This is a genomic window from Pseudaquabacterium terrae (assembly GCF_013266755.1).
Lineage (GTDB): Bacteria > Pseudomonadota > Gammaproteobacteria > Burkholderiales > Burkholderiaceae_C > Pseudaquabacterium > Pseudaquabacterium terrae.
The window spans coordinates 158837-172042 of record NZ_JABRWJ010000012.1; the positions used below are offsets into that span (position 1 = coordinate 158837).

The 13206-nt window shown below is 68.7% G+C and carries 13 protein-coding genes; 3 read left to right on the plus strand and 10 right to left on the minus strand.

Annotated elements, in window-relative coordinates:
* Nucleotides 1-9: 9 nt before the first annotated feature.
* Nucleotides 10-1323 (minus strand): extracellular solute-binding protein, encoded by a 1314-nt coding sequence (locus HLB44_RS31740; protein WP_173133029.1) that lies wholly within the window; start codon nucleotides 1321-1323, stop codon nucleotides 10-12.
* A gap of 160 nt (nucleotides 1324-1483) precedes the next feature.
* Here HLB44_RS31740 and HLB44_RS31745 point away from each other — a divergent pair, with 160 nt between their 5' ends.
* Nucleotides 1484-4222 carry a TonB-dependent receptor gene (locus tag HLB44_RS31745; RefSeq protein WP_173133032.1) on the plus strand — a complete coding sequence of 913 codons (2739 nt, stop codon included), beginning with the start codon at nucleotides 1484-1486 and terminating at the stop codon, nucleotides 4220-4222.
* Nucleotides 4203-5414: a DUF5009 domain-containing protein gene (locus HLB44_RS31750; RefSeq protein WP_173133035.1), complete on the plus strand. Its 1212-nt coding sequence runs from the start codon at nucleotides 4203-4205 to the stop codon at nucleotides 5412-5414. The genes HLB44_RS31745 and HLB44_RS31750 overlap by 20 nt, the downstream gene beginning before the upstream one ends.
* 94 nt (nucleotides 5415-5508) lie before the next feature.
* On the opposite strand, the gene HLB44_RS31755 is transcribed toward HLB44_RS31750, so the two are convergent.
* The 3 genes from HLB44_RS31755 to HLB44_RS31765 all read right to left on the minus strand — a co-directional run bounded on the left by HLB44_RS31755 (nucleotide 5509) and on the right by HLB44_RS31765 (nucleotide 7300).
* On the minus strand, nucleotides 5509-6027 hold the full coding sequence (locus tag HLB44_RS31755) for an SRPBCC family protein (RefSeq protein WP_173133038.1): 519 nt from the start codon (nucleotides 6025-6027) through the stop codon (nucleotides 5509-5511).
* Complete coding sequence (locus HLB44_RS31760) at nucleotides 6008-6370, minus strand: ArsR/SmtB family transcription factor (RefSeq protein WP_173133041.1); 363 nt, start codon at nucleotides 6368-6370, stop codon at nucleotides 6008-6010. The genes HLB44_RS31755 and HLB44_RS31760 overlap by 20 nt, the downstream gene beginning before the upstream one ends.
* A gap of 123 nt (nucleotides 6371-6493) precedes the next feature.
* A complete protein-coding gene (locus tag HLB44_RS31765; RefSeq protein ID WP_173133043.1) occupies nucleotides 6494-7300 on the minus strand; it encodes an aspartate dehydrogenase in 807 nt (268 codons plus the stop codon).
* A gap of 180 nt (nucleotides 7301-7480) precedes the next feature.
* Between HLB44_RS31765 and HLB44_RS31770 the strand changes: the two genes are divergently transcribed.
* On the plus strand, nucleotides 7481-8431 hold the full coding sequence (locus HLB44_RS31770) for a LysR family transcriptional regulator (RefSeq protein ID WP_173133045.1): 951 nt from the start codon (nucleotides 7481-7483) through the stop codon (nucleotides 8429-8431).
* 3 nt (nucleotides 8432-8434) lie between these two features.
* Here HLB44_RS31770 and HLB44_RS31775 read toward each other — a convergent pair whose 3' ends face one another.
* The 6 genes from HLB44_RS31775 to HLB44_RS31800 all read right to left on the minus strand — a co-directional run bounded on the left by HLB44_RS31775 (nucleotide 8435) and on the right by HLB44_RS31800 (nucleotide 13194).
* Nucleotides 8435-8959 (minus strand): DUF2799 domain-containing protein, encoded by a 525-nt coding sequence (locus HLB44_RS31775; protein WP_173133047.1) that lies wholly within the window; start codon nucleotides 8957-8959, stop codon nucleotides 8435-8437.
* Nucleotides 8959-9801, minus strand: coding sequence for an SDR family oxidoreductase (locus HLB44_RS31780; protein ID WP_173133050.1), 843 nt, complete (start codon nucleotides 9799-9801; stop codon nucleotides 8959-8961). Before HLB44_RS31780 ends, HLB44_RS31775 begins: the two co-directional genes overlap by 1 nt.
* 10 nt (nucleotides 9802-9811) lie before the next feature.
* Entirely contained in the window at nucleotides 9812-10537 is a 726-nt protein-coding gene (locus HLB44_RS31785; RefSeq protein WP_173133053.1) for an SGNH/GDSL hydrolase family protein, read from the minus strand.
* 7 nt (nucleotides 10538-10544) lie between these two features.
* Nucleotides 10545-11309 carry an enoyl-CoA hydratase gene (locus HLB44_RS31790; RefSeq protein WP_173133056.1) on the minus strand — a complete coding sequence of 255 codons (765 nt, stop codon included), beginning with the start codon at nucleotides 11307-11309 and terminating at the stop codon, nucleotides 10545-10547.
* A gap of 125 nt (nucleotides 11310-11434) precedes the next feature.
* On the minus strand, nucleotides 11435-11959 hold the full coding sequence (locus HLB44_RS31795) for a DUF1569 domain-containing protein (RefSeq protein WP_173133059.1): 525 nt from the start codon (nucleotides 11957-11959) through the stop codon (nucleotides 11435-11437).
* A 5-nt stretch (nucleotides 11960-11964) separates the two neighbouring features.
* Nucleotides 11965-13194: an acetyl-CoA C-acyltransferase gene (locus tag HLB44_RS31800; RefSeq protein WP_173133062.1), complete on the minus strand. Its 1230-nt coding sequence runs from the start codon at nucleotides 13192-13194 to the stop codon at nucleotides 11965-11967.
* Nucleotides 13195-13206 lie beyond the last annotated feature (12 nt).

A 13206-nucleotide genomic window follows, 5' to 3' on the forward strand; every position in this document is an offset into this window, starting at 1 on the left:
ATCACGGCACTACCGCGTCTCGGCCAGCACCTGATCGGCCTCGGACGCGGCCGCATCCATCGCCTGCTTGATCGCCAGCGGCGAATACTTGCCGCGCACGCCGCCGACGATGTCGAACATCTGGCCGAGGTTCTTCAGGTACACCGACTCGAGCGGCCCCCAGCCCGGCACCGACGGATAGTGGCGGCCGTTGCGCACCTGGTCGAGGAACAGCGCGTAGTGCGGATCGGCGGTGAGCTGCGGGTCCTGCGCCGCGTCGAGCCGCGCGGGCAGCATGCCCGAGGCCTTGCTGAATCCGACCTGCGCCTCGCGGCTGGTGAGGTAGGCCAGCAGCTGCCAGGCCTCGGCCTTGTGCTTCGACGACTTCATGACCGCGAGGTCGGAGCCGGAGAAGAAGGTCTGGTGGCCTTTCAGGCCCGCCGGGTACGGCGCGATGCCGAAGTTGCGCGCGGTCAGCGATTCGAGCTGGCCGCCCTTGGCCTTCGGCGTCTTCAGCTGCTTCAGGATCCACGGGCCGCTGAAGATCACCGCGTACTGGCCGTTGAAGAAGCCCGACTCGATCTGCGTCGAGTCCTTCTCCAGCGCGCCCTTCGGCACCAGCCCCTCGGCGGCGAAGCCGGTGTAGTAGACGATCGCCTGCACCGCCTCGGTCGAGTTGATCGCCGCGCGCTTGCGGTCGGCTGAGAGGAAGTCGCCGCCGGCATTCCAGATCCACGGCGCCAGGTTGTGCACGACGTTCCAGTCGTTCTTCCCCGGATAACCGAGCGCGGCGACCTTCTTGCCGCCGATCTCGGTGCCGTTGATCTTCTGCATCGCCTGCTTGAAGCTGCCCCAGTTGGCGAAGGCGTCGCGCGGGTCGACGCCGGCGGCCTTGAACACGTCGCTGCGGTAGAACGCCGCACGCGCATCGGCATACCAGGGAATCGCGTAGACCTTGCTGTCGTCTGCGCGGTGCGTGGTGCCCCACATCACCGGGAAGAAGGCCTTCGCGCCGCCGACCTGCGCCTGCTGCGCGTCGCTCAGGCGCTCGAGCGCGCCCATCGACGAGATCGCCGCGACCCAGGTCGTGCCGAGCTCGATCACGTCCGGGCCCTGGCCCGAGGCCGCGGCAGCGGTGATCTTGGCCCAGGCCGATTCCCAGTTCAGCACCGTGACGTTGATCCGCAGGTCGGGCTTGCCGGCGAGGTAGGGACGCAGCAGCTCGCGCATGTCCTGCTGCGGCTGCTCGGTGGTCGACATCACCCACAGGTTCAGCTCCGCGGCGCGCACCGGTGCAGCGGCCAGCAGGGCGGCGGTCAGGGCGAAGAAAGGGAGCAAGCGCATGGTCCAGCATTTCAGGCCAGTCGCGGCGCCACGGCAAGCCTGGGATTTACCGCCGCACCCCGGTAGATCTACCGATGCCGCGCGGTACATCCTTGGATGGCGGTCGCGGCCGCGCAGCGGTTCAATGCCGACCCAAGCCTATTGGTATGGAGGAGAGCGCATGAAGTCGACCTTGACCCCGATCGCGGCTGCGGCACTGTTGTGCGCACTGGGCACAGCCCAGGCGCAGACCGCGGCGGCGGCGCCGGCCGCGAAAGCCAGCGAACCGGCCAGCACGGTGATCGTCACCGGCATCCGCGCGTCGCGCGAGCAGTCGCTGAACCAGAAGCGCAATGCCGACGGCATCGTCGACGTGATCACCGCCGAAGACCTGGGCAAGCTGCCGGACAAGAACGTGGCCGACGCGGTGCAGCGCATTCCCGGCGTCAACATCAGCTCGATGGCCGGTGGCGAAGGCGGCTTTTCGGAGAACGACCGCGTCAGCATCCGCGGCACCAGCCCCAGCCTGACGCAGACGCTGATCAACGGCCACGCGGTCGGCACCGGCGACTGGTTCGTGCTGAGCCAGACCGAGGCGATGGGCCGCAGCGTCAGCTACGCGCTGCTGCCTTCGGAAATCGTCAGCAAGGTCACCGTCTTCAAGAGCTCGCAGGCCGACCTGCCCGAAGGCGGCACCGCCGGCTCGATCGACATCGAGACGCGCCGGCCGCTGAGCTTCACGAAGCCCTTCACCGCCGAAGCGACGGTCCAGGGCTTCTACGCCGACCTGCCGCGCAAGTCGGCACCGCAGATCAGCGCGCTGTTCAACTGGAAGAACCAGAACAGCACCTTCGGCGCGACCTTCCAGGTCTTTTCCGAGACGCGCTACGAGCGCCGCGATGCGCAGGAATTCCTGGGCTATGGCCACATCGAGGCCCGGCTGCCGCTGACCGACGAGCACGGCGAGCAAATGCACGACGAGCACGGCGAGCCGCTGACGCGGCCCAACCCGGTGGTCGAAGCGCATCCGCAGCTGGCCGGCGTGCAGTACCCGCTGCTGATCAACCACAACCTGTTCACGCAGAAGCGCGTGCGCAAGGGCGGCCTGTTCGACATCGAGTGGAAGCCGACGAACGCGCTGACGCTCGATGTCAACGGCTTCTTCTCGCACATGGATGCGACGAACTACGACCACAGCTACCTGGCGAGCGTCGAGAACCTGCTGGCGAGCGAGGACATCCCGAGCAACCCGGTGGTGCGCAACGGCACGCTGGTGGCCGCGCAGTTCCCGAACGCCCACGGCACCCAGGTCGGCTTCACCGACAGCATGTACCGCCCCGGCGCCGCCAGCGAGAGCTGGTACCTCGACGTCAACGGCAAGTACCGCGCCAGCGACCACCTGACGATCACCGGCAAGGCCGGCCACACGCGCGGCCTCGGCGACACGCCGGGCGACCTGGGCTACGAGTCCTACCTTTCCAGCCATGCGGGCCTGAACTTCGCGATGAACGGCATGAGCTCGCCGACCATCGTCTCGTTCCCCGGCATGAACACCGCCGACTTCCATGAGTCGTCGCTGTTCGGCATGTGGTATTCGATCGTGCGCGTGGTCGACAAGGAGAGTTACGCGCAGGCCGATGCCGAATGGGCGATCGACAAGGGCGTGCTCGACTCGGCCAAGTTCGGCGTGCGCTTCACCGACCACAAGCGCCAGGTGCGCTACCCGAACAACGGCGGCTGCGGCTGGGGCGCCGAGACGGTCGAGACCGGCGCCTGCCCGGGCAATGCGCAGTGGGACGGCACGATGTACCCAGCAAACTTCGGCCGCGGCTTCGGTGGCGGCGACGCCTTCCTGCGCAACCTGTGGCGCCTGCCGCCGCACACCGTCGAGCAGGCGGTCAAGACCAACACCGTGCCGACCGAGAACTACTGGCCTGGCGAATTCGCCGTCGGCGAAAAGACCGCCGCCGCCTACGCGATGCTGAACCTGGCCGGTGACAAGTGGCGCGGCAACGTCGGCCTGCGCTTCGTGCGTACGAAGCAGGCCACCGACTTCAACATCCCCGAAGGCCCGAACCCGGTCGAATCGCCGACCTTCGGCCCCTTCACCCGCATCCACGACGAGCGCAGCTACGACGACGTGCTGCCCAGCGCCAACCTGCGCCTGGAGCTGGGCAAGGACCTGGTGGCCCGCTTCTCGGCCGCCAAGACGATGACGCGCGTCGACTACAGCGCGCTCGCCGGCGCGATCACCAGCCTGGACAACCTGACGCACTCGGGCCACGGCGGCAACGTGGATCTCAAACCGGTGCGCTCGCGCAACCTGGACGCGTCGATCGAGTGGTATTTCGCGCCAAAGGCTGTTCTGTCGGCCGCCCTCTTCCACATGGACTTCTCGTCCTACCTGGCCTTCGGCACGCGCAAGGCGATGCTGCCCGACGCCAGCAACCAGAACGCGATCACCGAATACACGATCACCTCGCCAATCAACATCCGCGCGAAGAACAAGGGCGTCGAGCTGGGCTACCAGCAACCCCTGTTCGGCAACTTCGGCATCGTCGCGAACTACACCTACACCAGCGGCAAGGATTCGAAGGGCGATGGGCTGGTCGGCTCATCGAAGGACACCTGGAACCTCGAGGGCTACTACGAGGACGATCGTTTCAGCGCGCGCCTGGCCTACACCTACCGCTCGGCCTACCTGGTCGGCCTGGACCGCTCGACGACGCAATACGCCGATGCCGTGGGCTACCTCGCCGCATCGCTGAACTACAAGATCAACGACAACGTCACGATCGCCTTCGACGCGCTGAACCTGAACAACCCGACGCTGAAGTACTTCGGCGACAACCGGGATCAGCCGCGCGCCTTCTACACCAATGGCCGCCAATATTTCCTCGGTGTCCGCGTATCGATCTGAGCCGGCGGCCTGGCCCGCGCTGCCGCAGCAGCGCAACGCGGCGATCGACGCGTTGCGCGGGCTGACCTTCGTCGTGATGGTGTGGGTCAACGAACTGGCGGGTGTTTCCGACATCAGCCACTGGTGGAAGCACATGCCGGCCCATGCCGACGCGATGAGCTTTCCGGACATCGTGTTCCCGGCGTTCCTGTTCATCGTCGGGCTGTCGATCCCGTTCGCGCTGCAGCGCCGGCTGCAGGCGGGCGACGGCCCGCTGCCACTGGCGCGCCACATCGGCGAGCGCACGCTGGCGCTGGTGCTGATGGGTCTGTTCATGGTCAATGCCGAGAGCGGCCATCACGCCGAGTCGATGGCGCTGCCGATCGCGGGCTGGTCGCTGCTGTTCTTCGCGGCGGTGGTGCTGGTGTGGGGCGACTGGCGTGGCGGGTCGACGCTGCTGCGGGCGGCGCTGCGCGCCGCCGGCTGGGCACTGCTGCTGGCGCTGGCGCTGCTGTACCGCGGCGGACCCGAAGGCCGCGACGGGCTCGCGCCGCAGTGGTGGGGCATCCTCGGTCTGATCGGCTGGGCCTATGCGCTGGCCTGCGTGCTCTACCTCGCCGCCCGCGGCCGGCTCGGCGTGTTGATCGCGCTGACGGCGGCCTGCACGGCCTTCGTGGTGCTCGACCGCCTGGGCCCCGGAGGACCGGTCGCACGCGCGCTGCTCGGCCAATCGGCCCATGCGGCGCACGCATCCATCGTCTTGTGCGGCGTGGTCTGCGCGCTGATCCTGCACGACGAGCGGCGCGCCGCACCACCGCAACGGCGTTTGCTCGACGCGTTGGCCTGGGCGCTGCTGCTGCTGATCGCCGGCCTCGCGCTGCGGCCGGCCTTCGGCATCTCGAAGATCCACGCGACGCCGAGCTGGTGCCTGCTGTGCGCCGCGATCTGCGTGCTGCTGTACCTGGCGCTGCATGCGCTCGTGCAGGCGGGCCGCGGCGGCTGGATGCGGCTGGTCGAGCCGGCGGCCTCGAATCCGCTCGTGACCTACCTGCTGCCGTATGTGATCCTGGCGGCGATGACGCTGCTCGGGCTGTCGTGGCCGGCGGCCTGGCGCACGGGGCTCGGGGGCATGCTGGCGATGGCGGTCTATGCCGCGCTGATCGTCGCCGCGGCCGGGGCGATCGGCCGTGCGGGGTTGCGCATCCGGCTGTAGTCGCCTCGGTTCTGTGACCGCTTGCAGCCAGTTCCCTTTGATGCCGGAGCCGGGACTTCTACCGCCATTGCAGGCGCCCGAGTGCTGGCATGAGTTACTCCATGTCGGTTGCCGAGCCGAGAAGCTCGTCAAGTTGGTCGAACGTCTCGTCGTTCCAACTCGTGCTCCCGGAGCCGATGTCTTCGTCGAGCGCTTCCTTCGAGGGATAGAGCTCGTGCACGACGAGCAGCGTCTGCCCAGCTCTTTCCTCGAGCGTGACCGTGGTGATCTGCCCGTTGCCGCCCGCTTCTTCATTGGTCCAGACGAGACGCGACGGCGGTGTCACTTCCAGGTACCTGCCGTGGAACGCCATGGGCTCTGGGGCGGCAGGGTGGCGGAACACGAGGCGGTACGCACCGCCCACGCGAACGTCGAGCTCACAGGAAAGCAGCGTCAGGCCCAACGACTTCGGAACCCACCAGCGTTGAAACAGCTCGGCCTTGGTCCACGCCTCGAACACGAGGCGCGGCGGGGCGTTGATGGTTCGCGTAACGACGAGCTCACGCTCGGACTTCCGCTCCACCGACATTCGATTCTTCAGGGAGCTTGGCTGACTACTTCTTCCTGCGTCCATCGACTTTCTCCTTGCGTTTCAATCCTTCGACAACCTTGTCCAGCTCGTCGAAGCGTGCCTCCCAGAGCTGGCGGTACCTCTCGATCCACATCGCCTCTTCCTCGAGTCGACGCAGACCCAGCTTGCAGGTCCGCACGCGCCCGACCTTTTCGGTGGTGACGAGCCCCGCCTGCTCCAACACGCCGACGTGCTTCTTCATGCCCGTGAGGGTCATGCGGAACTTCTCGGCCAGGTCCGTGATGGAAGCGTCAGCGCGCACTAGCTGCTCCAGAACGCCACGTCGGGTAACGTCCGACAGCGCGGCGAAAGAGGCATCGAGGTGGGTACCTGTATACTGAACCATGTGGTTCACTATATCGCCCGCACCTGCGGATTGCAAGGAGCGCGCGCGCAGAGAGATCAGGGCAGCCGATGACTACTCAGGGTCGTGAGCCGACCTACGCAAGCGAAGTGCGGAGACACAGCGTCACCTGGGCGCTTTGTCCAGCAGCGCATTGGCCAGGCTGTACGCCGTCAGCATCGATGTCCGCGAATTGCTCGACGCGCTGCCTTCGATGCGGATCGAGATGCGCCCACCGACGCCGTCGGCATCCACCTGGTGCACGTTGGCCTGCAATCCCGGGTTGGCGACCAGCTCGACCACCGTGTGGTCCCAGCCCAGCGTGGCCAGCGCGATCGTCGCGGCGACGTTGGCATTCTTCGGATACAGCGTGGCCGCTTCGCGCGCGCTGCCGCTGAACAGCACCACCGGGGCCTTCAGCGCATCGAGGTCGACGCGCGCCTCGGCGATCGTGCCGCGCCATGCCGCGGGCGGCTTGCTGCTGCGCAGCTGAACCCGGTGCAGGCCGCAGCGCTGCGCGGCGGCCAGGATGTCGAGTCCGCCGATAGCGCCTGAAGTGAGCAGCAGACGCGCACCGCCACGCTCGGCAGCGCGCAGCAGCCGTCGATGGAGCGCCTCATCGGCCAGCGCGCCGACCGAGGCCAGCAGCAGGTCGCAGCCGGCCACGAGGATTCGCTCGCCGTGGGCCGCCACCGCGTGGTGGCCGGCGCACTCGGCGACGACCTCCGGCCTGGCGTCCAGCAGGGCATCGAGCGAGGTCCACATCGGCAGCGCGCTGGTCGTCGCGGCCCCGGGGTGCTGCGTCACCAGCGCGCCGAGCAGCGCGACCTTGCGCGGCGGCTCGGCCAGCACCTCGCACAGCGCGGTGCCGATGGCGCCGAGCCCGATCAGGGCAACCTTCAGCGGAGCGCGGGCGGCAGTGTCGTGGGTCATGGCGGGGGCGGGAATGGCAATGCCGCCAGTGGACACGCCCGCGGCGCGCGGTACAAACGATAAAGCCCGCTCAATCCATCGGCCCGACCACTGAATCACGGGCGCTACGTAGAACTACCGCGGGCGAGCAGCCGCCGCGATGAGACAACCGCAGCGGCAACCGCCAGCAGGAGCCGCCCGATGACTCCCGACCCGCCCCCTCCCCCCGCCCCGACCTTCGGCACCGTGCCGTCGTCGCGCGTCAGCGTCACGCTGCGCCAGCTGCGCGCCTTCGTCGCGCTGGCGCATACCCACAGCTTCACGGCCGCCGCGGCGCAGCTGCATGTGACGCAATCGACGTTGAGCGCGCTGGTGCGCGACTTCGAGGCGGAGATCGGCTCGCGCCTCTTCGACCGCACGACCCGCAGCGTCGACATCAACGCTGCCGGGCGCGAGCTGCTGCCAGTCGCCGAGCGCGTGCTGCATGACCTGGAAAGCGGCGTCGACGCGGTGCGCGAGCTGCAATCGAAACACCGCGGCAGCCTCACCGTGGCCGCGACGCCGCTGCTGGCGGCGAGCTTCGTTCCCGGCGTCTGCGCCGCACTGAAGCGCCACCATCCGAACCTGTTGATCCGCGTGCACGACCGCCTGGCCGTGGAGAACCTGCGCAGCGTGCGATCGGGCGAGGCCGAGCTGGCGATCGGCCACTTCGGGCCGGTGAGCGAGGACATCGCGCTGCGGCTGTTGCGCAGCGGCCGGGTCGGTGTCGCGGTGCCGCAGGCGCATGCCTTCTCTGCGCGCAGCGCGCTGGGCCTGGCGGAGCTGCAGGGCGAGCCACTGATCCTGTTGAGCCGCGACAGTGCGTTCCGCGATCTGGTCGAGCACGCGCTGGCGCAGACCGGCTGCGCGCCGCGGCCGGAGTACGAAGTGGCCTACCTCGGCACCGCGATCGGGCTGGTCGAAGCGGGCCTCGGGCTGGCGCTGTGCCCGTCGCACACGAAGGCGGTACTCGAACGTGCCGGCGTGCGCTTCGTGCCGCTGGAGCCGCCGCTGATCAGCGGCGTGTCGATCGCCACGCTGAAGGGGCGCGCGCTGTCACCGGCGGCCGAGGCCTTCGTGGATTGCGCGCTGGCCGCGTTGCCGACGCGTTAGGAATTACAGCGGAATCTGGTACGCCTGCTCGACCAGCCGCTGCAGCCGCCGGTCGTCGTGGTCCAGGCGCTCGAGGTCGCGCCGGATGCGCTTGCTCTCGTCTTCCTTGATGTCCTTCTTCGCCAGCTGGTCGGTCAGCTCCTTGCGCTGCCGCCGGTTGCTGTCCTGCAGCTTCTTCAGGTCGTGGATCTGCTTGCCGACCTGGTAGCCACGCATGAACGCCGCTTCGGCCGGCCCGCTGCACACGCCGTAGTAACTCGCGCCGTCGGCGCCTTTCGTGCGGCCGACCTGCGGCTGGCAATAACTCTGCAGCCCCTGCTCGCGACCGCGCGCATACGCCGTGGGATCGGGCACCACGCCAACCTCGCGGCAGGCCTTGGCATGCTCGTCGAGACGGCTGATCCCCCAGCCCGCCACGCCGTCGCTCTGGCCGATCGCGCGCCAGTCGGCGCGGCGGCACTCCTTGTCCGACAGCGTCGCGCAGCCGGACAGCGCCGCGGCTGCGCACAGGAGCGCGGCGGCCTTCATCAGTCGATGAAGAAGTCGGGGATGAAGTCGGTGGTGCCGGGCACGACCGCGTAACGATCGAGATCGGTGATGCCGTGCTTGGCGAGCAGCTCGTCGTCGATGAAGAAGTTGCCGCTGGTCGACTTGGCGTCGCTGGTCAGGATCAGGTACGCGGCATCCGACAGGATCTCCGGCACACGGCACTTGTTGGTATCGACGCCGGGAATCATCTGCAGCGCGGCGGTGGCGATCGCCGTGCGCGGCCACAGGCTGTTCACCGCGATGCCGTGCTTCCTGAATTCGCGCGCATGGCCCAGCGTGCACATGCTCATGCCGTACTTGGCCATCGTGTAGGCCACGTGCGGCGCGAACCAGTGGTCCTTCATCGACAGCGGTGGCGACATGTTCAGCACATGCGGATTGCGCCCCGCCTGCCCCGCCTTGATCAATGCCGGCAGGGCGGCCTGCGTGCAGCAATAGGTGCCGCGCGCATTGACGCCCATCATCAGGTCGAAGCGCTTCATCGGCGTCGCGGCCGTCGGCGTCAGGTTGATCGCGCTCGCGTTGTTGACCAGGATGTCGATGCCGCCGAAGCGCTCGATGCCCGCAGCCACTGCGCGCGCCACCGCGTCTTCGTCGCGGATGTCGGTCTGCACCGCCAGCGCCTGGCCGCCGGCGGCTTCGATCTCGGCGGCGGCGCTGTACAGCGTGCCGGGCAGCTTCGGGTTCGGCTCGGTGGTCTTGGCCACCAGCACGATGTTGGCGCCGTCCTGCGCAGCGCGCTTGGCGATCGCCAGGCCGATGCCGCGCGACGCGCCGCTGATGAACAGGGTCTGGCCCTTCAGGCTGCGTTGTTGTTTCATGCGAGTCTCCTCATGTCATCGAGAGTCGGGGCAGCACCTGGCCGGCAATGTGCTCGGCCAGCGCCTGCCCCCAGGCCCGGTACACCTCGGCACCGGGGTGAAAACCGTCTCGCGCCAGCAGCGCGGCATCGAGCGGCAGGTCGAACGGCAGATGGCTCACGTCGTGCTGCACCGAGGCCCAGACCGCCAGCGCCCGATCATGCGCCGCGGCGTCGCGGCCGGCAATCCAGCGCAGCGGCTGCGGCAGCCCGGCGAAGCGCTGCATCGGCGGCACCGGCGTCAGAACCAGGTGCCGAACACCGTGCGCATCGCGCAGCGCGCGGCACAAGGCCTCGCGCGCGGCAATCGCGCGCTCAGGCGGCACCTGGTCGGTGACGTCGTTGACGCCGGTGACGATCACCGCGACCTCGGCAGGATGAAGCGGCGCTTCCTGAAGCAGCGCCATCGCCTGCGCCGTCGTCACGCCCGAGCGCGCGCGCAGTTGCCACTGCACGCGGCGCTTCGCGCGTGCCGCGAGCGAGCGCGCCAGCTGCATTGCAAGCGCCTGCTCCTGCGTCTCGACGCCGACGCCGGCGGCCGACGAATCGCCGAGCACCAGCAGCGACAGTGCGCGGCCGCGACCGACGGCGCCGCTGCGCGGGCCATCGGCTTCGGGCAGCTTCGGCAGCCGCCGGCGCGTGCGCAGCGCCTGCGCAAACAGCAGCGGGCCGAGCGCGACTTTCAGCGCCAGCGACATGCCGGCGTCAGAACTTGCTGAAATCCGGCTTGCGCTTCTGGAAGAAGGCCTGGAAGGCCTCCATTGCCTCGGGGCTGCGCAGTCGCGCGCCGAAGATTTCGCCTTCGGTGGCGATCGTCTGCAGCACGGCCTGGCGCTGCGGCGCGCGCATCAGCTTCTTGGTGTCGCGCACGGCGCCCGGCGGCAGCGCATTGAAACGCTCGGCCATGCGGCGCGCATGCGGCACCACCTCGGCGCTCGGCAGCACCGCATTGGCAATGCCGCAATCGACCGCCGCGGCGCCGGTGAAGGGCTCGCCCAGCATCAGCTTCTCGGCGGCGCGCACGTGGCCCATCAGCTGCGGCAGCACCAGGCTCGACGCGAATTCCGGCACCAGCCCGAGGCTGGCGAAGGGCATCGCCAGGCGCGCTTCGTCGCTGACGTAGACCAGGTCGCAATGCAGCAGCATCGTCGTGCCGATGCCGATCGCCGCGCCGGTGACTGCGGCGATCACCGGCTTGTCGCAGCCCACCAGCGCCTGCATGAAGCGGAACACCGGCGAATCGGCGCCCTGCGGCGGGCGCTGCATGAAGTCTTCCAAGTCGTTGCCCGAGGTGAAGAGGCCCGGCTGCCCGGTGATCAGCACCGCGCGCACCGCCGGGTCGAGCACCGCAGCATTGATCGCGTCGCTCATCGCCTGGTACATCGCCTGCGTCAGCGCGTTCTTCTTTTCCGGTCGCGCGATCTCGATCGTGGCGACGCCGTTGAGCGTCGCGGTCTTGATGTGGTCCATCTGTCGTCTCCTTGGGGAATCGATGCCGTCACGCGGCGAAGAAGCCGCTGACGTCAACGGTGCCGGCGAGCTGGAAGCCATCGGCGGCGGTGATAGGGATCGTCTGCATGGTTCGCTCTGCCGATTCAGGCCGCGCTGACTTCGGACCAGTGATTCGCCAGATGCATCAGGTGCGCGCGCGCATAAGCCGGCTTGTCGAGCGCGCCGTAGGCGAAATGCGGTTGCAGCGCGCCGGCATGGCGCTCGAAGCGCTCGAACGCCGCGAGCAGCCGCGCCACCGCCTGGTCCAGCGGCAGCGCGGCATCCAGCGCCGGCGCGCCGGGAATCGGCTCGTCGAGCGCATGGTTCATGCGGCCGCGCGCGTTGAACAGCGCCCAGGCCGCCGCGCCGACGGTGCCCTGGAACAGCGCTGATTTCGGCTGCGGATAACCGTCGATCGAATACTCGATGCTCTGCGCGGCGTGCTGCAGCACCTGCGACAGCGGCCAGGCACCGCTGCTGCGCACGCCGTCGCGCTTGGCCAGCGCCGCAACCGCGTCGCGCGCCGCGGCGAACGAGCGGAAGAGCTGAGGCGTCGCCTCGCCGCAGCCCGCGAGCGGCAGCACCGCACCGGCCGCGCCGGCCACGATCAGGTGTCGCCGGCGCAGCATCACGCTCAGACGCGCTCGAAGATGCCGGCCGCGCCCTGGCCGGTGCCGACGCACATCGTGACCATGCCGTACTTCTTGTTGTGGCGGCGCAGCGCATGCACGACGGTCGCCGCGCGGATCGCGCCGGTGGCGCCCAGCGGGTGGCCGAGCGCGATCGCGCCGCCCATCGGGTTGACGATCTCCGGGTTCAGGCCGACGGTGTTGATCACCGCCAGCGCCTGCGCCGCGAAGGCTTCGTTCAGCTCGATCCAGCCCATGTCGGCCAGCGTCAGGCCGGCGGACTTCAGCGCGCGCGGGATCGCCTCGATCGGGCCGATGCCCATGATCTCCGGCGGCACGCCGCAGGACGCGAAGCTGACGAAGCGCGCCAGCGGCTTCAGGTCGTACTGCTTGACCGCCTTCTCGCTGGCCAGGATCAGGCAGCCGGCGCCATCGCTGGTCTGCGAGCTGTTGCCGGCCGTCACGCTGCCCAGGCCGGTGGCCTGGCCGCCAGGGGTCTTCGATGACGCGAACACCGTCTTCAGCTTGCCCAGCGCTTCGAGCGTGGTGTCACCACGCGGGCCCTCGTCGAGCTTGACGGTGCGGGTCTTGGTGTCGACCTCGCCGGTCAGCAGATTCGGCAGACGATCGATCACGTCGACCGGCGTGATCTCGTCGGTGAACTCACCGGCCTGCTGCGCCTTGATCGCCTTCAGGTGCGATTGCAGCGCGAACTGGTCCTGCGCCTCGCGGCTGACCTTCCATTGCTGCGCGACCTTCTCGGCCGTCAGGCCCATGCCGTAGGCGATGCCGACGTCCTCGTCGCGGGCGAACACCGCCGGGTTGAACGAGGGCTTGTTGCCGCTCATCGGCACCATGCTCATGCTCTCGGCGCCACCGGCGATCATCACGTCGGCCTCGCCGACGCGGATGCGGTCAGCAGCCATTTGCACGGCGGACAGGCCCGAGGCGCAGAAGCGGTTGACAGTGATGCCGCCGACCGAGTTCGGCAAACCTGCCAACAGAGCGGCCACCCGGGCCATGTTCAGCCCCTGCTCACCCTCGGGCATCGCGCAGCCGATGATCGCGTCCTCGATCGCCTTCGGATCGAGCGAGGGCACCTGCCTGAGTGCGCCCTGGATCGCCGCGACCAGCAGGTCGTCGGGACGGGTGTTGCGGAAGAAACCGCGGTGCGAACGGCCGATCGGCGTGCGCGTGGCGGCGACGATGTAGGCATCTTGAATCTGCTTGCTCATGTTCGGTACTCC